The sequence below is a fragment of the Arthrobacter sp. NPDC056886 genome, assembly GCF_042788715.1.
GTDB lineage: Bacteria > Actinomycetota > Actinomycetes > Actinomycetales > Micrococcaceae > Arthrobacter.
The window spans coordinates 158,980-177,404 of sequence record NZ_JBHUBT010000003.1 but is presented as its reverse complement, the minus strand read 5'-3'; the positions used below and the strand labels follow the sequence as shown (position 1 = coordinate 177,404).

General features: G+C 69.0%; 16 protein-coding genes. 6 read left to right on the top strand and 10 right to left on the bottom strand.

The window, feature by feature from the left end:
- Window positions 1-33: 33 nt before the first annotated feature.
- On the top strand, window positions 34-1,266 hold the full coding sequence (locus ACFRJ8_RS06615; RefSeq protein WP_377985330.1) for an SAM-dependent methyltransferase: 1,233 nt from the start codon (window positions 34-36) through the stop codon (window positions 1,264-1,266).
- An 88-nt stretch (window positions 1,267-1,354) separates the two neighbouring features.
- Here the strand turns inward: ACFRJ8_RS06615 and ACFRJ8_RS06610 are convergent, their stop codons facing one another.
- Window positions 1,355-2,200: a shikimate 5-dehydrogenase gene (locus ACFRJ8_RS06610; protein ID WP_377985329.1), complete on the bottom strand. Its 846-nt coding sequence runs from the start codon at window positions 2,198-2,200 to the stop codon at window positions 1,355-1,357.
- 310 nt (window positions 2,201-2,510) lie between these two features.
- Between ACFRJ8_RS06610 and ACFRJ8_RS06605 the strand changes: the two genes are divergently transcribed.
- Window positions 2,511-3,662: a glutamate--cysteine ligase gene (locus ACFRJ8_RS06605; protein WP_377985328.1), complete on the top strand. Its 1,152-nt coding sequence runs from the start codon at window positions 2,511-2,513 to the stop codon at window positions 3,660-3,662.
- A 75-nt stretch (window positions 3,663-3,737) separates the two neighbouring features.
- Here ACFRJ8_RS06605 and tsaD read toward each other — a convergent pair whose 3' ends face one another.
- The 6 genes from tsaD to ACFRJ8_RS06575 form a co-directional block, all read right to left on the bottom strand.
- Window positions 3,738-4,838, bottom strand: coding sequence for a tRNA (adenosine(37)-N6)-threonylcarbamoyltransferase complex transferase subunit TsaD (gene tsaD, locus ACFRJ8_RS06600; RefSeq protein WP_377985327.1), 1,101 nt, complete (start codon window positions 4,836-4,838; stop codon window positions 3,738-3,740).
- Window positions 4,835-5,302 carry a ribosomal protein S18-alanine N-acetyltransferase gene (rimI, locus tag ACFRJ8_RS06595; RefSeq protein WP_377985585.1) on the bottom strand — a complete coding sequence of 156 codons (468 nt, stop codon included), beginning with the start codon at window positions 5,300-5,302 and terminating at the stop codon, window positions 4,835-4,837. Before rimI ends, tsaD begins: the two co-directional genes overlap by 4 nt.
- Window positions 5,303-5,355: 53 nt before the next feature.
- Window positions 5,356-6,027 (bottom strand): tRNA (adenosine(37)-N6)-threonylcarbamoyltransferase complex dimerization subunit type 1 TsaB, encoded by a 672-nt coding sequence (tsaB, locus tag ACFRJ8_RS06590; RefSeq protein WP_377985326.1) that lies wholly within the window; start codon window positions 6,025-6,027, stop codon window positions 5,356-5,358.
- On the bottom strand, window positions 6,027-6,746 hold the full coding sequence (tsaE, locus tag ACFRJ8_RS06585; protein ID WP_377985325.1) for a tRNA (adenosine(37)-N6)-threonylcarbamoyltransferase complex ATPase subunit type 1 TsaE: 720 nt from the start codon (window positions 6,744-6,746) through the stop codon (window positions 6,027-6,029). Before tsaE ends, tsaB begins: the two co-directional genes overlap by 1 nt.
- Window positions 6,743-7,963: an alanine racemase gene (alr, locus tag ACFRJ8_RS06580; protein WP_377985324.1), complete on the bottom strand. Its 1,221-nt coding sequence runs from the start codon at window positions 7,961-7,963 to the stop codon at window positions 6,743-6,745. The genes tsaE and alr overlap by 4 nt, the downstream gene beginning before the upstream one ends.
- Window positions 7,964-8,477: 514 nt before the next feature.
- Window positions 8,478-9,569, bottom strand: coding sequence for a carbohydrate kinase family protein (locus ACFRJ8_RS06575; RefSeq protein WP_377985323.1), 1,092 nt, complete (start codon window positions 9,567-9,569; stop codon window positions 8,478-8,480).
- 80 nt (window positions 9,570-9,649) lie between these two features.
- Here ACFRJ8_RS06575 and ACFRJ8_RS06570 point away from each other — a divergent pair, with 80 nt between their 5' ends.
- The gene (locus ACFRJ8_RS06570) at window positions 9,650-11,089 is read left to right on the top strand and encodes a 6-phospho-beta-glucosidase (protein ID WP_377985322.1); all 1,440 of its coding nucleotides are present in this window, start codon (window positions 9,650-9,652) and stop codon (window positions 11,087-11,089) included.
- Window positions 11,090-11,178: 89 nt separating this feature from the next.
- On the opposite strand, the gene ACFRJ8_RS06565 is transcribed toward ACFRJ8_RS06570, so the two are convergent.
- The gene (locus ACFRJ8_RS06565) at window positions 11,179-11,754 is read right to left on the bottom strand and encodes a GNAT family N-acetyltransferase (RefSeq protein ID WP_377985321.1); all 576 of its coding nucleotides are present in this window, start codon (window positions 11,752-11,754) and stop codon (window positions 11,179-11,181) included.
- A 170-nt stretch (window positions 11,755-11,924) separates the two neighbouring features.
- Between ACFRJ8_RS06565 and mshA the strand changes: the two genes are divergently transcribed.
- From mshA to ACFRJ8_RS06550, 3 genes are all read left to right on the top strand, one after another.
- Entirely contained in the window at window positions 11,925-13,190 is a 1,266-nt protein-coding gene (gene mshA, locus ACFRJ8_RS06560) for a D-inositol-3-phosphate glycosyltransferase (protein ID WP_377985320.1), read from the top strand.
- Between the two features lie 86 nt (window positions 13,191-13,276).
- Window positions 13,277-14,989 (top strand): formate--tetrahydrofolate ligase, encoded by a 1,713-nt coding sequence (locus ACFRJ8_RS06555; protein WP_377985319.1) that lies wholly within the window; start codon window positions 13,277-13,279, stop codon window positions 14,987-14,989.
- A 122-nt stretch (window positions 14,990-15,111) separates the two neighbouring features.
- The gene (locus ACFRJ8_RS06550) at window positions 15,112-16,029 is read left to right on the top strand and encodes a DUF559 domain-containing protein (protein ID WP_377985318.1); all 918 of its coding nucleotides are present in this window, start codon (window positions 15,112-15,114) and stop codon (window positions 16,027-16,029) included.
- An 85-nt stretch (window positions 16,030-16,114) separates the two neighbouring features.
- Here ACFRJ8_RS06550 and ACFRJ8_RS06545 read toward each other — a convergent pair whose 3' ends face one another.
- Together ACFRJ8_RS06545 and mgrA are read right to left on the bottom strand one after the other, a co-directional pair.
- Complete coding sequence (locus ACFRJ8_RS06545) at window positions 16,115-17,200, bottom strand: inositol-3-phosphate synthase (RefSeq protein ID WP_377985317.1); 1,086 nt, start codon at window positions 17,198-17,200, stop codon at window positions 16,115-16,117.
- A gap of 187 nt (window positions 17,201-17,387) precedes the next feature.
- Window positions 17,388-18,425 carry an L-glyceraldehyde 3-phosphate reductase gene (mgrA, locus tag ACFRJ8_RS06540; protein ID WP_377985316.1) on the bottom strand — a complete coding sequence of 346 codons (1,038 nt, stop codon included), beginning with the start codon at window positions 18,423-18,425 and terminating at the stop codon, window positions 17,388-17,390.

Here is an 18,425-nt window from a genome sequence, read left to right as displayed (position 1 = left end):
GCGTGCCCGCGGAGCTCAACTACGCTGGATGGCATGACTGACGCACCGCAGGAACATATTGCCCCGATCCTCACGCCCGAGGGCTGGGAGCTGCTGGCGTCGCTGGGCCCGTACCGCGAGGACGAGGCCTTCCGCCTGACTGCGGCGCTGCGCAAGGCCGGCCACTCCCCCGAGATGGTCTCTGCCGTGCTCACGCAGTCCCGGCTGCGGACCAAGGCCGAGGCCAAGTTCGGGGAGTTCGCCCGGCAGATGATCTTCACCAAGGCCGGCCTGGAGCAGGCCACCCGGCTGACGGTGGCGGCGCGGCACGCGCAGCGGTTCGCGGAAGCCGGGATCGGCCACGTTGCGGACCTCGGCTGCGGGCTCGGGGCGGACGCGATGGCTCTGGCCTCCCTGGACCTCGTGGTTACCGCGGTGGAAATGGACGAGGCGACCGCCGCCTGCGCCACGATGAACCTCATCCCGTTCCGCAACGCCACCGTGGTCCACGCGGACGCCACCTCGGTGTCGCTGGACGGCGTCGACGGCGTCTGGCTCGACCCGGCCCGACGCACCACATCCACCTCAGGAACCAAAAGGATCTGGGATCCGGAGGATTTCTCCCCTCCCCTGTCCTTCGTGGAGACGCTGGCTGGCTCCGGCCGCGCCGTCGGCGTCAAGATGGGCCCGGGCATGCCGCATGATTCCGTGCCGGCCGACTGCGAGGCGCAGTGGGTCTCCGTGGGCGGGGACGTGACCGAGGTGGCCCTGTGGTTCAACGCGGTGCGGCGCCCCGGGGTGCGGCGTGCCGCCCTGGTGCTCGGCCCGCAGGGTGCGGCCGAACTCACCAGCGGGGAGAACTTCGACGGCGGCCCGGTGGCGCCCGTGGGTCCCGTGGAGGGCTATCTGTATGAGCCCGACGGAGCAGTGATCCGTGCCGGGCTGGTGGCCGACGTCGCCCTCCAGCTGGGCGGGCACCTCGTGGACGAGCACATCGCCTACATCTGCGCCCCGGACCTGCAGGACACCCCGTTCGCCAGGGCTTACAAGGTCTTGGAGGTGATGCCGTTCAACGTCAAGGCGCTCAAGTCCTGGGTCAAGGACGAAGGGATCGGCGTCCTGGACATCAAAAAACGCGGCACAGCCGTCACGCCGGAAGAGCTGCGCAAGCAACTCCTGCCCGGTGGAAAGCCGGCCGGTTCAAAGGCCAAGAGCAAGAAAACGGCCACCCTGGTCCTCACCAGGATCGGCGAGGACCGGGTGGCCATCTCGGTGGAGCCCGTCTAGCCCCGCCGGCGCAGGATCCCGGCACAGGCTCCCGGCCGAAGCGGCCGGAATCCAGGGCCAGTGGGCTGCAGGAACCAGGGCTAGCGGGCTACTGCGCCCGCATGAACTCCTCAGCTGACCTGATCTGCTGGTCCGTGGGCCGGATCCCGGTGTAGAGCACAAACTGCTCCAGCGCCTGGATCGTGGCTACCTCGGCTCCGGTGATCACGGTCTTGCCGGCCGCGCGGGCGGCCTTGATCAGCGGCGTCTCGGCCGGGAGGGCGACGACGTCGAACACCACCTTTGCGGCGTCGATGGCCTCCTGCGGGAAGGACAGCGCCTCGGCATCCGGTCCGCCGGCCATACTCCCTGCCATACCAATAGGTGTGACGTTGATGAGCATGTCGGCCGTGCCGGTGCCGGACAGCGCCGAGCCCAGTTCCGCGCTCCAGGCGAAGCCGTACTGGTCGGCCAGGGCGCGGCCGGAGACTTCGTTGCGGGCCACGACGGTCACGTTTTTGAACCCGGCATCCCGCAGCGCGGCGACGGTGGCCTTGGCCATGCCGCCGGAGCCCAGGACCAGCACCGAGTAGTCGGTGGGGACGGCGTTGCTGCGCAGGAGCTGCTCGATTGCCGTGTAGTCGGTGTTGTAGGCCGTGAGCCGGCCGCCGTCGTTGACGATGGTGTTGACCGAATCGATGGCCTTCGCCGACGGGTCCATGACGTCAACGAGGGCGATCACGTCCTCCTTGTAGGGCATGGACACGGCGCAGCCGCGGATGCCGAGGCCCCGCACTCCGGCGATCGCCTGGGCGAGGTCGGTGGGGGCGAAGGCCTTGTAGATCCAGTTCAGGCCAAGCTGCTCGTACAAGTGGTTGTGGAAGCGCGTCCCGTTGTTGCTGGGCCGGGCCGAGAGCGAGATACACAGCGTCATGTCTTTGTTCAGTATGGGCACAGCTCCATTAAACGCCAGGATGGGTCCGGCCACCCCGGCCGCCGCGCGCCACGCCGTAACATGAACCGTCGCTGACCAGCCGCTTTGTGAAGACACTCACGCGCCAGCGGCATCCTTGACGCCGTCCGGGAGGGCGCCCCTGCACTAGACTTGGACCACCCGTTGCCCTGCCAGCCGCCCGGCCGGCGCTCTGGTGTGGGGAAATGTTCGAGTGCCACCGCCGGTGGCACGCCCAGCGCACGTCCGAGGGTTGGCAGCGCATTTCCCACCAGGACCGCGCCCAGCGACAGCAAAACAGTGAAGGGACCACATGAAGATCGAGTTCGCTTCATCCAGGCAGTCGACTCTTGGCGTTGAATGGGAGCTGGCGCTCGTCGATGCCGAGACCGGTGAGCTGGCCTCCGTGGCGAACCAAGTGCTCCGCGGCGTCGCTGCCCGGCATCCCGAACTCAATGAGGACGACGAGCACCCGCACATCAAGCAGGAGCTGCTGCTGAACACCGTGGAGCTCGTCACGGGCATCTGCACAACCGTTGCGGAAGCCAAAGCGGACCTGAACAGTTCGCTCGCAGCCGTCCGGGAGGTTACCGATCCCATGGGCGTGGAAATCTTTTGCGCCGGGAGCCACCCCTTCAGCCCGCCCCAGCTGCAGCCCGTCACGGACAAGGAACGCTACGCCAAGCTCATTGACCGGACCCAGTGGTGGGGCCGGCAGATGGTCATTTACGGTGTCCACGTGCACGTCGGCCTGGACAGCCGGGACAAAGTCCTTCCGGTTCTGGACGGCCTGGTCAACTACTTCCCGCACTTCCAGGCGCTCTCGGCGTCCAGCCCGTTTTGGGGCGGCGAGGACACCGGCTACGCCTCGCACCGCGCCCTCATGTTCCAGCAGCTCCCCACCGCCGGGTTGCCCTTCCAGTTCGCCAGCTGGGACGACTACGAGGCCTACGTGCAGGACATGTTCACCACCGGTGTGATTGACACGCTTTCCGAGATCCGGTGGGACATCCGCCCCGTTCCGGCCCTGGGCACCATCGAGATGCGCATTTGCGACGGCCTGGCGACCCTCGAGGACGTCGGCGCGATCGCTGCACTCACGCAGTGCCTGGTGGACGAATTTTCCACCACGCTGGAGAACGGCGGCACCATTCCCACAATGCCGCCGTGGCATGTCCAGGAGAACAAGTGGCGCGCGGCCCGGTACGGCCTGGACGCAATCATCATCCTCGACGCCGAGGGCAATGAGCAGCTCGTCACGGAGCACCTGCGCGAGACGCTCAAGCGGCTTGAGCCCGTGGCGGCGAAGCTGGGCTGCAGCGCCGAACTGGCCGACGTCGAGAAGATCATCGAGCGCGGCGCCGGCTACCAGCGCCAGCGCCGGGTGGCCGCCGAGCACGGCGGGGACCTGCGCGCCGTCGTCCTGGATCTGGTCAAGCAGATGCGCCAGGGGCCGGACGCCTAGCTCCGGAGCGCAAAGGCCCGCACCGCGGCGGGCGGAGCTTCAGCCGGCCGACCCCTCAGTCGCCCGCAGACAGCCTCAGGCTGAGACCGTCGTGACCGGCATCGAGGAGTCCGGGGCAAAGCCGATCCCGCTCGGTTCCACTCCGGCCATCACCAGTTGCGCCCCGAGTGCCGCCACCATGGCGCCGTTGTCCGTGCACAGCGGCAGCGGCGGCACCGTCAGCCGGATCCCGGCGGCGCTGCAGCGCTGTTCGGTGAGCTGCCGCAGCCGCGAGTTGGCCGCGACGCCCCCACCCAGGAGGACCTCCGTGATCCCGTTCTCGCGGCAGGCGAGCACCGCCTTGGCGGTAATGACATCCACCACGGCCTCCTGGAAGGCCGCCGCGATGTCCGCCACGGGGACTTCCTCGCCGCGGGCCTCGAACTGCTCCACGCAGCGGGCGACGGCGGTCTTGAGCCCGCTGAAGGACCAGTCGTAGCGGTGGGGGCCGGGTTCCTCGGCGGTGCCCATGTACTTGGGCTGGGTGAGGCCGCGCGGGAACCGGATGGCTTTGGCGTTGCCGGTGCGCGCGAGCTTGTCGATGGCCGGACCGCCCGGGTAGCCCAGGCCCAGGAGCCGCGCCACCTTGTCATACGCTTCGCCGGCTGCGTCATCGATCGTGGACCCCAGCAGCTCGACGTCGTCCGTGATGCTCCGGATCCGCAGGATCTCGGTGTGGCCGCCGGACACCAGGAGGGCGCCCATGTTCTCCGGCAGGGCGCGCGGCGGGGTTTGCATCGACGGGGTGCCGCCGCCCTGCTGCAGGAGTCCGACGCCGACGTGGGCGACCAGGTGGTTGATGGCGTAGAGGGGTTTCCCGGTGGCGACGGCGAGCGCCTTTGCCGCGCACACCCCCACCATGAGCGCCCCCGCCAAGCCCGGCCCGGAGGTGACGGCGATCGCGTCGATGTCCGCGAGCGACACGTCCGCCTCCGCGAGGGCCTCCTCGAGGGTGGGGACGAACGCGTCGAGGTGGGCGCGGGAGGCGATCTCGGGAATCACGCCGCCGAACCGGACGTGCTCGTCCATGGAGGAAGAGACGGTGTTGGTCAGCAGGGCGGTCCCCCGGACGATGCCGACGCCGGTCTCGTCACAGGAGGATTCGATGCCGAGCACGAGCGGCTGGGTGCGGTTCATGGTCGGCCTGCTTCCTTGGGCTGGGGGCTGAGCGGTTCGCGGGGCAGCTGGAGCCGCATGATCAGGGCGTCGACGCCGTCGCGGTAGTAGCGGGGCCGGACGTGGATCTGTTCGAAGCCGAAGCGCCGGTAGAGCTGCTGGGCGCGGGGGTTGTCCGCCCTGACCTCCAGCAGCACGTCCTGGGCGTGGCGGCGTCGGCTTTCCACGATCAGCTCGGTGAGCAGGGCCGAGCCGATGCCCTTGCCTTCCTGCTCGGGCACCACGGCGATGGTCTGGACGTCCGAGATCGGTTCGATGCACATGAGCCCGGCATAGCCCACGATCCCGCCGTGAACCTCCGCCACGAGGTAGCGCCGGGTATCTGTCTGAGCCAGCTCGTCGTGGAACATCTGCAGCGGCCAGGCATCCACGGGAAACAGCCGGCGCTCCAGCGTGTGGACCTCCGGGATGTCCGCGGGTTCCATATCCCGCAGGGTGACCCCGCCGGGCAGCCCGAGCGGTGCGGCGTGTTCCCGGCTCACAGGGCACGCTTCCGAGGTCCGGGCACCTGGGCGTCGGATTCGCGCAGGTACAGCGGACTGGAATCCAGGAGCTGTTCCCCCGCTGCGAGCCGGGCGAGTGCGAACTGGCCCAGCGAAAGGGCTTCCGGCTGCCGGGTGCTGAATTCGGCGACCGCCTTGACGACGTCGGAGTACATTCCTGCCCCGGCCCCGTAGACGGGAAGATCCGGCAGATCCGCGGCGAATCCCACGTGCGGGCCGTCCGCCAGGTGCGGCAGCTGGGCATCGGTGAGGGTATACCGGGCCCAGTACACTTCCTTGCGGCGCGCATCGGTTGCCACAATGAATTCCCCGGCCGAGTCGGTGGATTCGGCTACTTCCAGGGCGATCGCGTCCAGGCTCATCACGCCGTGCAGCGGCTTGCCCCAGACAAAGGCGAGGGTGCGGGCGGTGACGATCCCCGAGCGCAGTCCCGTGAACGGTCCGGGGCCGACGCCGGCGACGATTGCGTCGACGTCGCGGCCGCTGACGCCGGCCTCGGCCAGAAGCTCGTCGATCCCCGGGGCCAGGACCTCCGCGTGCGTGCGCGTGTCTTCGGTGGCGAAACTGGCGAGCACGGATTCCGGCGCGTCGTCGGAGACCAGCGCGGCGCTGGCGACGGCGGAGGTGTCGATGGCGAGAATCAGCATCAGGAGTTCCGTTCCGGGGTCTGGGACGTGGTCTCGGGCACGGTTTCGTTGGTGTTCACGGGTTCAGTGGCGGGCAGGGCTGCGGTGGCGGGCACGGGCTCGAGGCCGGGCAGCGCCGGCGCTTCGGCCCAGCGCGGCCCGAAGCCGCGGATCACCACGGTCCGCGGCTCGTCGTCGTCGTCCGTGTCGAAGTCCAGCACACCGGGATCGGCGGCCGCACGCGGCGCCCCGGCGGGATCAGCCGCGGCGGGCATGCCCGCGGCGCCGATGCCCGCGGTGCCGGTGCCAGCGGCGCCTCCGCGGGGGCGGTGGAGTTCCACTTCAAGCCGGCTGTCGCTCAGGTGCTCAACCCGGCCGCGGCCCCATTCGACCACCGTCACGGCGCTGTCCATGGTGTTTTCGAGATCGATGTCATCGATTTCAGCGGCCGACTCCAGCCGGTAGGCGTCCACGTGCACCAGGTCCGGGCCGCCCGGCCGGGGCCCTCCGGGGAGATTCGGGTGGATGCGCACCAGGACAAAGGTCGGCGAAATGATGCCGGCCCGTACGCCCAGCCCCTCCCCCAGCCCCTGCGTGAAGGTGGTCTTGCCGGCGCCCAATTCGCCGGTCAGGACCAGCAGGTCCCCTGTCTGCAGTAGGGCGCCCAGGGCCGCGGCGAGCGCGTGTGTCTCCGCCGCCGTCCGGACCTCAAGTCCCCGTTCCCACGCGGGCCCGCTCACGGCCGCTCTTCGCCGGCGGAGGGCTCTTCGTTGATGTAGCGGCGCGGTACCCGGGGGCTGATGCGGGTGACGATCTCGTAATTGATGGTGCCGGCGGCCCTGGCCCAGTCATCGGCCGTGGGTCCGCCGTCGGCGCCGTCGCCGAACAGCACCGCCTCGGCCCCGAGGATGCTCCGGCCGCCGGCCGCCACGTGGCGGGGTCCGAGGTCAATCACCATCTGGTCCATCGCGATGCGCCCCACCACCGGATAGTTCACGCCCTCGACGCGGACCGGGCCTCCGGTCGCGACGCGCGGCACGCCGTCGGCGTAGCCCAGAGGGATGAGCCCGAGCGTGCTGACGCCGTCCGTGTGGTAATTCAGCCCGTAGGAGACGCCCTGCCCGGCCAGCACGTCCTTGCAGTGCGAAACCCTTGTGCGGACCGTCATTGCCGGGCGCAGCCCGAGCTCGGCCGGAGTTTGTCCTTCGAAGGGGGACAGCCCGTACAGGCCCAACCCCACGCGGACGAGGTCAAAGTGTGTGTCCGGCCGGGAGAGGGTGGCCGGGGTGTTGGCCAGATGGCGGACCTCCGGGTCAACGCCTGCGTCATGGGCGACGGCCAGGACCTGGCGGAACGCGGCGAGCTGCTCATCGGTTTCGGGGCGTTCGGGTTCGTCGGCGACGGCCAGATGCGAGAAAATCCCCACAACCCGGAGCAGGCCCTGGTCCTGGTGTTCCATCGCTTCACCAAGGAGGCTGTCCCAGGCGTCGAGGGTGACGCCATTGCGGCCGAGCCCCGTGTCGACCTTCAGGTGGATGCGGGCGGGCCGTTCCTGCTCGCGGGCGGCGGCCACGATCCGGTCCAGTTCCCAGCCCGAGCAGCCGATGTCGATTCCGGCGGCCACGGCGGCGGCGAAGTTGCTGTCCGGGGTGTGCAGCCAGGCCAGCAGCGGCGCCTCGATCCCGGCGGCGCGCAGGGCGAGGGCCTCGGAGATGTGGGCGACGCCGAGCCAGCTGGCGCCCGCGCCGAGGGCGGCCCGGGCCACCTGGACCGCACCGTGCCCGTAGGCGTCGGCCTTGACCACGGCCATGACCTGCGCAGGTGAGGCCACTGCTGCGAGGTGGCGGACGTTGTCCCGGATGGCGTCTAGGTCGATTACGGCGGAGCGCTCCTCAGCGTATGCCGGCACTGCCGCCGAGCCGGGCAGGAGATCGCCTGTTGCTGCTTGGTAAGTCACTTAACGATTCTAGGCGCGGCGCCGCAGGCCGAATAATCGGCGGCCGCGTGCCTCGGCTGGACATGCCCTCCCGCCCCCCTGGGACATGCCCATTCTTCGCACCCAAGGCCGGACACAACGGGAACCAGTCCAACTCTTAGGGACCAGTCCAAGCTCTACGAGGGACATGTCCAGTGATGGCAGGAGCCGACCCCGCGTACCGCGGGACATGCCCATTCTTGGCACCCAAGGCCGGACACAACGGGTACAGGTCCACTCCTTGGCCCCAGCGAGGGACATGTCCAGTGGTCACGCAACCCACGAGGGGACATGCCCAATGGTGGCATGCACCATCGCGGGACATGCCCATTCTTCGCACCCAAGGCCGGACACAACGGGTACAGGTCCACTCCTTGGCCCCAGCGAGGGACATGTCCAGTGGTCACGCAACCCACAAGGGGACATGTCCAGTGGTGGAGCAACCCTCAGGAGGACATGTCCAGTGGTAACCGGAACGAACCCCGCCCCGGCCCGGCTACGCGTCGGACAGGTGGGCGATGGTCGCCGTCGCCCGCCGCTGTGCCTCGGGCGGGACATCGCGGACGATTTCTTCCAGGAAGCGGTAGCGGCGAAGCCATTGACTTGCTTGCCGCTCCTTCCGGGCGTTGGCCCGCTGCCACCAGTCGGCAATGTCCCCCCAGCCGGGCGCGGCTAGCGAGCCGCCCACCTCCTGCACGGCCAGGGCGGCGCACAGATTGGCGAAGCGGAGCCGGTCTCCCAGCGGCCACCCGGCCAGGGACCCGACAATGAATGCCGCACCGAAGCAGTCCCCGGCACCGGTGGGATCGTAGGCCCGGACGGGCAGGGAGGGGACCCACTCCTCCTCCCCCGTTTCCGAATCCACGGCCATGGACCCCTGGGCGCCGAGGGTAACCACCGCCACCGGAACCCTCTCCGCGAGCGAGTACAACGCGGACCAGGGGTCGTCGCGGCCGGTGAAGTTCATGGCCTCGTGCTGGTTGGGCATGAAGGCGTGGAAGTACTTCAGGTTTTCCAGCCGGGTCGGGGACCACGCGCCGGTGGGGTCCCAGCCGACATCGCCGAACAGCCGGACGCCGTTCTTGTGCGCGTCGACGGCCCACGGTTCAAGTTCCTCGCCCAGCTCGGCAACGGCTGCGAGCGCCGGCGGCGGGCATCCGACCAGCTCGGTGGAGGTCACCGGCGCCGGGTGCCCGTGCGTCACCATGGACCGGTCCTTCTCCACGCTCAAGGACACCGTGACGGGCGAATGCCAGCCCGGCACGCGCCGGGACAGCGACAGGTCCACATGTTCCTGGGCGGCCAGGATCTTCCAGTTGTAGTCGCCGTAGCCGTCATCGCCGAACACGGCGGCAAGACCGGTCCGCAGCCCCAGCCGGGACGCGGCGATCGCTTGGTTGGCGACGCCCCCGGGGCAGCTGCCCATCCCGTCGCTCCAGATTTCCGTCCCGGGCTGCGGGGCGTGGGGCAGCCCGGTGAAGATGATGTCCTGGAACACGGTCCCGGTCAGGAGCAGATCGAACCCGTCCGCGGCCGGGCTGCGGACGGCAGAGAGCGGGTCAAAGCGCCGCGCCGGGGTCGCGTCCATATACGGCACACTACGCTGTACCGCCGTCGAGGGAAACCGCGGGAAGCGGGGCCCTGACCAACGGGGAATAGACTGTGCGCATGCGGCTCACGATCGCCGGCGGGGGCGGGTTCCGGGTCCCCCTGGTATACCGGGCGCTCTCATCCGGCCCCTTCGCGGGGCTGGTGCGGGAGCTGGTGCTTTACGACGTCGACGCCGGCCGGCTGGCGGCCATCGAGGCGGTCCTGGCCTCAATGGCCCAGCAGGGTCCGCCGGGTACCGGCCCGCAGATCCGGGCCGTGTCCTCGCTCCCCGAGGCCCTCGACGGCGCCGACATGGTCTTCGCCGCCATCCGGCCCGGCGGTACGGCCGGCCGGACCGCCGACGAGCGGATCGCCTTGGACCTAGGACTCCTGGGCCAGGAAACCACCGGCGCCGGCGGCATCTCCTACGCGCTGCGGTCCATTCCGCCGATGCTGCGGCTCGCGGAGGAAATGCGGAGCCGCTGCCCCGCGGCGTGGCTGCTCAACTTCACCAACCCCGCCGGCATGGTCACCGAGGCCCTGGTCCCGGTGCTCGGGCCCAGGGTGATCGGGATTTGCGACTCCGCCAGCGGCCTGGTGCACCGCGCGGCGCGGGCTGCCGGCGTCGCGCTGCCGGAGGGCACGCTCGACGGCGTGGGCTACTACGGCCTGAACCACCTCGGCTGGCTGTACCGGCTGGAGTCCGCAGGCCGGGACGCCCTCCCGGAACTGCTCGCCAACCCCGCGGCGCTGTCGGGGTTCGAGGAGGGCCGGCTGTTCCCGCCCGGGTTGCTGGCCGGCCTTGGCGGCCTGCCGAACGAATACCTCTTCTACTATTACGACACCGCCCGAGCGGTGTCCGGCATGCGCGCAGCTGAACAGACCCGGGGCGAATCGATCGCCCGGCAACAGGCCGAGCTCTATCCCCAGCTGGCCGCCGCCGGGCCGGAGGCTTTTGCGCTTTGGGACGCCGCCCGCCTCTCACGCGAGGAAGGCTACCTCGCCGAAGCCCGCACCTCGGGCGAACGCCGTGACGAGACCGACCTCGCCGGCGGCGGCTACGAGCGGGTGGCCCTGGCGGCCATGCGCGCCCTCGCCGGAGGCGGCGCCGCTGACCTGATCCTCAACACCCGCAACACGGTCGACGCCGCGGAGTCCACAGGGCCCGCGGGGTCCACAGAACCGGAAGCGGGCGCCGCCCGCTCAGCAGCGCAGGCGGTGCCGGCGGTGCCGGGACTGCCGGCCGACGCCGTCGTCGAAGTTCCGTGCAGGGTGACGCCCGACGGCGCTGTGCCGGTCCCGCAGGACCGTCCGGGACCGGCACAACTGGAGCTGATGCGGCGCGTCAAGGACGTCGAACGGCTCGTCGTGGAGGCGGCGACAACCGGCCGGCGGGAGGCAGCCCTGGCCGCGTTCGCCAGGCATCCGCTCGTGGATTCGGAGGTCCTTGCCGGCAAACTGCTGGCCCGCTATGAAGCCGCGATCCCGGACCTGGTCCGTCTCTGGCACGGCGGGTAGTAACGACCCCCAGCAGTGGACCGCGGCCAGTTACGGCTCCCAGTAGCGGCCTCGCCGTAACGACCCGCCCCGGCAGCTGGCCAGAACGCCTACAGCTTTCGGTACATCACGTGCAGGCCCACGTAGCCCAGTTCCGGGTGGTTGAACGCCTCGGGAATGGTCGCGAGCACCTCGAAGCCCATCGATTTCCAGGCGGCAACGGCCCGGACGTTGCTCGCCACCACGGCGTTGAACTGCATGGCCCGGAAGCCGGCGTCGCGCGCGGCCTCGAGCGAATAAGCGCAGAGCGCCCGGGCCAGTCCGCGGCCCGCCTGGGCGGGATGGACCATGTAGCCCGCGTTGGCCACGTGGCTGCCGCCGCCGCCCTGGTTGGGGTGCAGCTCCCCGGTGCCAAGGACGGCACCGGCAGCCGGGTCACCGGCACCGTCAGCACGGTCACCGGCACTATCAACGGGGCCATTTGCGACGGCGACGAACGTCTGGCCCGGCGCCTGCTTGAACCAGCGCCCGCGGGCCTCGTCCTCGGCGGTGTCCCGGTCCCACGTAAAGGTCTCGCCGGCCCGGATGACCGGTTCCAGGATCGCCCAGATGCCGGGCCAGTCCTCCGGGCGGGCCTCCCGGATTGTCCAGCCGGCTGCAGTATCAGGTTCTGTCGTTGCGCTCACAGCGGCCACGTTAGCAGTACGTCCCGGTCTGGGAACGGACCTGCGCCGAGATGCGCAATCGGACCCGTGCCGCGGCCCGGGAACGTGCCCGTGAACCGGCCGGCACTTCAGGAGTAATGTTTTATCGAAACGCATTTTGCAGAAGAAAATTGAGCAGAGGAAGGGGAACCGTGTCGCTGATCCGCCGCGTCGCTTTCCTTTCCCTGCACACCTCGCCCATGGAGCAGCCCGGCTCCGGCGACGCCGGCGGGATGAACGTGTACGTCCGGGCGCTGGCCGCGGCCCTGGCCGAGACCGGCGTGGAAGTCGAGATCTTCACCCGGTCCACCTCGGCCACGCAGCCCGCCGTCGAACACCCGTCCCCGGGCGTGTGCGTGCACAACGTCCTCGCCGGACCGCCACGGAAGCTGCCCAAGGAGGAGCTCCCGGGGCTGCTGCACAGCATGGTCGCCGAGATCGACCGGATCCGCCATCTCCAGCCGCACGGCCGGTATGACATCATCCATTCCCACTACTGGGTGTCCGGGGTGGCCGGGCTGGAGCTCGCGGAGCTGTGGCGGCTGCCCCTCGTCCACACCATGCACACGATGGCCAAGGTCAAGAACCAGCTCCTCGAGTCCGGCGAGCAGCCCGAACCGCGGCGGCGCGAGGACGGCGAGCACCGGATTGTCGACGGCGCCACCCGGCTGATCGCCAATACCGGCACCGAAGCGGCCGAGCTGGTCTCGCACTACAACGCCGACATTGACCGCATCGACGTCGCGCCGCCGGGCGTGGATCTGGCGGTCTTCACACCGGCCTTCAGAAACCGCGCCCGGGCGCAGCACGGCATCGCTCCCGGCAAGTTTCATCTGCTGTTCGCCGGCCGGATCCAGCGGCTCAAGGGCCCGCAGATCCTGATCAAGGCCGCCGCGCTCCTGCGGTCCCGGCGCCCGGACATCGACCTGCAGCTGACCATCCTGGGGGCGGTTAGCGGCGCCAAGGACTTCAACCTCAAGACGCTGATCAGCGCCGCCGGAATGGACGACGTCGCCACCCACCACCCGCCGGTAAACGCCCCGGAGCTGGCTGGCTGGTACCGGTCGGCCGACGTCGTGGTGATGCCGTCCTACAGCGAGTCCTTCGGCCTGGTGGCCCTGGAGGCGCAGGCCTGCGGGACGCCCGTCCTCGCCACGAAAGTGGGCGGCCTCTCCCGCGCCGTCCAGGACGGCCGGACCGGGATGCTGATCGAGGGCCACAAGGCCAGCGACTGGGCAGACGCGCTCGAAGAGCTCTTCGACGACACCCAAACCCGCACCGACATGGGACGCGCCGCGGCGATCCACGCCCAGGATTTCGGCTGGCAGCGCACCGCCGCGATCACGCTGGAGAGCTATCACACCGCAGTGAGCCAATATTTTGGAAGCCTGACCATCCCGATGGGCCACACACCCTGAACCGGCGCTGCCCAGCCACTGTCCAACCCCGCCCGGCAACACCGGACCGGGACCAACCCGCCGACGCCACGAGCCGAAGGACAACGATGTCTGAGACCACCACTGCCGGGAACAACGTACCGAGCGACCTGGAGATTGCCCAGCGGGCAGTCATGAAGCCGATCGGGGAGATTGCGGCGGCCGCCGGCATTACCCCGGACGCGCTGGAACTCTACGGACCCTACAAGGCCAAAATCGATCCGGCGAAGCTGACCGTTCCGGCGGGCGCCCCCACGCGGGCCCCCGGCAAGGTGGTGCTGGTCTCCGCGATGTCGCCCACCCCCGCGGGCGAGGGCAAGTCCACCACCACGGTGGGGCTCGCGGACTCCCTGGCCCGCGCCGGGCACAGCGTGATGATCGCGCTGCGGGAACCCTCGCTGGGCCCCATCCTGGGCATGAAGGGCGGCGCCACCGGCGGCGGCTACTCCCAGGTGCTGCCGATGGACCAGATCAACCTGCACTTCACCGGCGACTTCCACGCCATCACCTCGGCGAACAACGCCCTCATGGCCCTCGTGGACAACCACATCTTCCAGGGCAACGAGCTCAACATCGATCCGCGCCGGATGACGTTCAAGCGGGTCCTGGACATGAACGACCGGTCCCTGCGGGAGGTCGTGATCGGCCTGGGCGGGCCGGCCCAGGGCACGCCGCGGCAGGACGGCTTCGACATCACTGTGGCCTCGGAGATCATGGCGGTGTTCTGCCTCGCCACGGACCTGAACGATCTGCGCGAACGGCTGGGCCGGATCACGTTCGGCTACACCTACGACCGGCAGCCCGTCACCGTGGCCGACCTCGGTGTCCAGGGCGCCCTGACCATGCTGCTCAAAGACGCCATCAAGCCCAACCTCGTGCAGACCATCGCCGGCACCCCGGCGCTGGTGCACGGCGGGCCCTTCGCCAACATCGCCCACGGCTGCAACTCCCTCATCGCCACACAGACGGCACGCACCCTTGCGGATATCGTGGTCACCGAGGCCGGTTTCGGCGCGGACCTGGGTGCCGAAAAGTACATGGACATCAAGTCGCGGATGGCCGACGTCGCCCCGTCCGCCGTCGTCCTCGTCGCCACCGTCCGGGCGCTCAAGATGCACGGCGGCGTGCCGAAAGACAGGCTCACGGAGCCCAACGTGGGGGCGCTGGCCGCCGGCGTCGCCAATCTCCAGCGCCACATCCGCAACGTCGAGAAGTTCGGCATCATCCCGGTGGTCGCGATCAACAAATTCGCCACCGACACCGCCGAGGAGCTGGACTGGCTGCTTCAGTGGTGCGCCGTGGAGGGTGTCCAGGCTGCGGTGGCCGATGTCTGGGGCCGCGGCGGTGGCGGCGACGGCGGAGACGAGCTCGCGGCGAAAGTGGCGGCCGCGATCGACGCCCCTCACAGCTTCCGGCACCTGTACGCGCTGGACATGTCCGTCGAGGACAAGATCCGGACCATCGTGCAGGAGGTCTACGGCGCCGATGGCGTGGACTTCTCGGTGCCCGCGATTAAACGGCTGGCGGAGATCGAGAAGAACGGCTGGTCCGGGATGCCCGTGTGCATGGCCAAGACCCAGTACTCCTTCAGCGACGACGCCACCCGGCTCGGCGCCCCCAAGGGCTTCACCATCCACGTCCGGGACCTCATCCCCAAGACCGGCGCAGGCTTTATCGTGGCCCTCACCGGCGCGGTCATGACCATGCCCGGCCTGCCCAAGGTTCCGGCAGCAATGCGGATGGACGTGGACGACGCCGGCAACCCGGTCGGCCTCTTCTAACTCCCGTTGCGCTATCACTCTGGGTTGCCATTCCGGTCCTTTGACCGCTCAGAGTGATAGGGCAACCAGGGCCCTGTGGATAACCGGAGCGGAGGCCGAGAGTTCGGACAAGAATGGTCCGCATGCGCCCACCAGCACCCTTGCCGGCCCATTTTTCCACGGCCCCCTTCACGGTTTATGAGGCGCGGGCCGCGAGCCTGGGCGGCGCCCGGCTCCGTTCCTCGGACCTCACCTCGGCGGGCCGGCTGATCCATGTGCCCGCGGGCTGGGAGTTTGAAATCCGCAGCCTGGCCCGTGCGCTGTCGGCCGCGACGCCGGGCGCGTGGATTTCGCACCTCACGGCCGCCGTGCTGCTGGGGCTGTGGCTCCCGTCCTGGTACCGCGGCTGCCGCGAACTGCATCTGAGCAAGCGCAGGGCGCTGCCGCCGGTCCGGCGCGAGGGCGTGGTTGGGCATACCGTCCTTGCGTTCGACGACGAGGTCATGGTCCTGGACGGCATCCGGATGTCGACACCCGCCCGGACTTGGCTGGACCTTGCCCGCATCCTGCCGCTGGACGATCTCGTGGCGGTGGGCGACCAACTCGTGCGGCAGCCACGCCCTGAACTGGAGAACCGCACGGAGCCCTGGGCCACACTTCCCGCGCTGAACACAATGTTGAAGCGCCATCCCAAGCTCAAGGGCATCGTGAAGGCGCGTGCGGCGACGGAACTCATCCGGCCCGGTGCCGACTCGGCCCCCGAGACATTCCTGCGCCTGGCGCTTACCGCGGCCGGGCTGCCGGAGCCGGAGTTGCAGCTCCGGATTGTGCCCGCAGACCCCTACTCCCCCGCCGCGGATCTCGGCTACCGCCGGCAGCGGGTGGCCATCCAGTACGACGGCGGCCACCACCTGACCCGCGAGCAGCAGTCCCGGGACAACCGCCGGGACGAATCCTTCAACGCGGCCGGCTGGCGCTATTTCAAATTCAACGCCGACGATCTGGCGGATGACTTCCGCGGCGCGGCCCAAAGAGTCCGGTCCGCCCTCCGCCCCCGTTAAACGCCGGTTGCCCTATCACTTACAGCGGCCAAACCAGAGGTTTAGGAGCCGTAAGTGATAGGGCAACCGGGGAAGGAGAAGGCGGTTAGCGCTCCAGGTCGCCGCGGATGAAGGCCTCGACCTTTTCACGGGCGAGGTCGTCGTTGAACTGCTCCGGCGGGGACTTCATGAAGTAGCTCGACGCCGAGACCAGCGGGCCGCCGATGCCGCGGTCCAGGCCGATCTTGGCGGCGCGGATGGCGTCGATGATCACGCCGGCGGAGTTGGGCGAGTCCCAGACTTCGAGCTTGTATTCCAGGGACACCGGGGCGTCGCCGAAGTTGCGCCCTTCGAGGCGGACGAAGGCCCATTTGCGGTCATCGAGCCACTGGACGTAGTCCGACGGGCCGATGTGGACATCCTTGGCCGCGAGCTCAGCCTCGACGTTGGACGTGACGGCCTGGGTCTTGGAGATCTTCTTGGACTCCAGGCGGTCGCGCTCGAGCATGTTCTTGAAGTCCATGTTGCCGCCGACGTTCAGCTGGTACGTGCGGTCCAGGGTGACGCCGCGGTCCTCGAACAGCTTGGCCATGACGCGGTGCGTAATGGTGGCACCGATCTGGCTCTTGATGTCATCGCCCACGATCGGCACGCCCGCGGCGGTGAACTTGTCCGCCCACTCCTTGGTGCCGGCCAGGAACACCGGCAGGGCGTTGACGAACGCCACGCCGGCATCGATCGCGCACTGGGCGTAGAACTCGGCGGCCAGCTGGGAGCCGACCGGCAGGTAGCAGACCATGACGTCAACCTTGGCGTCCTTGAGGGCCTGGACGACGTCCACCGGCTCCTCCGGGGACTGCTCGATGGTCTCGAGGTAGTACTTGCCGAGGCCGTCCAGGGTGTGGCCGCGCTGGACGGTGACACCGGTGGGCGGGACGTCGGCGATCTTGATGGTGTTGTTTTCGCTGGCCAGGATGGCGGCGGACAGGTCCTGCCCCACCTTCTTGCCGTCGACGTCGAACGCGGCAACGAACTCGACGTCGCCGACGTGGTACTGGCCAAACTCCACGTGCATCAGGCCCGGAATCGTGGCCTTGGGGTCGGCGTCCTTGTAGTACTGGACGCCCTGGACCAGCGAAGTGGCGCAGTTACCTACGCCGACGATTGCAACACGAATCGGATGTGAAGACACGGAACTCCTTTTGAGAACAAGGGTGACCGGCGCGGCCGCACTCTTTTGTACTGCATGAGATGTGCGGGCGGCAGGCGGACACGGCGCCGTAAGGCGCCCTTAGTAGTCTAGTCAACACTGCCGGAGCCGCGGTTGTTCCCGGCGGCCCCGGCGCGTGTGTTAAGCGCGGGCTACGTACGCCTACCGGCTACTTCTGGGCCCACAGGTTGATGTCGGACTCGACGGCGAACTCATCGATCGCGTCGACCTCATCGGCCGTGAACCCCAGGTTGTTGATCGCAGACAGGGTGTCTTCGAGCTGCCGGACGCTGGAGGCGCCGACCAGTGCGGATGTGACGGACGAGCCCTTGCCCTGATCGCGCAGGATCCAGGCAATGGCCATCTGCGCGAGGGACTGCCCGCGGCTTTCGGCGATCCGGTTCAGCCCGCGTATGCGGTCCAGCTTGTCCTCGGTGATCATGCCTTGGTCCAGGGACTTGTCCTGGGCGGCGCGGGAGTCGGCCGGGATGCCCTTGAGATAGCGGTCGGTGAGCATGCCCTGCGCCAGCGGCGAGAACGCGATCGACCCGGCGCCCACCTGTTCGAGTGCCTCGAAGAGATTGGGGCTGCCGTTTTCCGTCCAGCGGTTGAGCATGGAGTAGCTGGGCTGGTGGATCAGCAGCGGCGTGCCGAGTTCCTTCAGGATCCGGGCCGCCTCGAGGGTCTGTTCCGGCGTGTAGGAGGAGATGCCGGCGTAGAGCGCCTTGCCGGAGCGCACGGCCTGGTCCAGGGCGCCCATGGTCTCCTCCATTGGCGTCTCGGGGTCCGGGCGGTGGCTGTAGAAGATGTCCACGTAGTCCAGGCCCATCCGGCCCAGCGACTGGTCCAGGCTGGCCAGCAGGTACTTGCGCGAGCCAAAGTTGCCGTAGGGCCCGGGCCACATGTCGTAGCCGGCTTTGGTGGAGATAATCAGTTCGTCGCGGTACGGGGCGAAGTCGTCCTTGAAGTGACGGCCAAAGTTGGTCTCGGCGCTGCCGTAGGGCGGGCCGTAGTTGTTGGCGAGGTCGAAGTGGGTGACGCCCAGATCGAAGGCGCGGCGCAGGATGGCGCGCTGGATCTCGAACGGCTTGTCGTCGCCGAAGTTATGCCACAGGCCCAGCGAGATGGCCGGGAGTTTCAGGCCGCTGCGCCCCACACGGCGGTAGGGCATGGAGTCGTAGCGGGTATCAGTTGCCAAATATGTCAT

Bases quoted from the DNA above. Each gene is read 5' to 3' on its own strand.
- ACFRJ8_RS06615 (WP_377985330.1), top strand. From the start codon at position 34: ATGACTGACGCACCGCAGGAACATATTGCCCCGATCCTCACGCCCGAG.
- ACFRJ8_RS06605 (WP_377985328.1), top strand. From the start codon at position 2,511: ATGAAGATCGAGTTCGCTTCATCCAGGCAGTCGACTCTTGGCGTTGAA.
- tsaD (WP_377985327.1), bottom strand. From the start codon at position 4,838: ATGAACCGCACCCAGCCGCTCGTGCTCGGCATCGAATCCTCCTGTGAC.
- rimI (WP_377985585.1), bottom strand. From the start codon at position 5,302: ATGGAACCCGCGGACATCCCGGAGGTCCACACGCTGGAGCGCCGGCTG.
- tsaB (WP_377985326.1), bottom strand. From the start codon at position 6,027: ATGCTGATTCTCGCCATCGACACCTCCGCCGTCGCCAGCGCCGCGCTG.
- ACFRJ8_RS06575 (WP_377985323.1), bottom strand. From the start codon at position 9,569: ATGGACGCGACCCCGGCGCGGCGCTTTGACCCGCTCTCTGCCGTCCGC.
- ACFRJ8_RS06570 (WP_377985322.1), top strand. From the start codon at position 9,650: ATGCGGCTCACGATCGCCGGCGGGGGCGGGTTCCGGGTCCCCCTGGTA.
- ACFRJ8_RS06555 (WP_377985319.1), top strand. From the start codon at position 13,277: ATGTCTGAGACCACCACTGCCGGGAACAACGTACCGAGCGACCTGGAG.
- ACFRJ8_RS06550 (WP_377985318.1), top strand. From the start codon at position 15,112: ATGCGCCCACCAGCACCCTTGCCGGCCCATTTTTCCACGGCCCCCTTC.
- mgrA (WP_377985316.1), bottom strand. From the start codon at position 18,425: ATGACATATTTGGCAACTGATACCCGCTACGACTCCATGCCCTACCGC.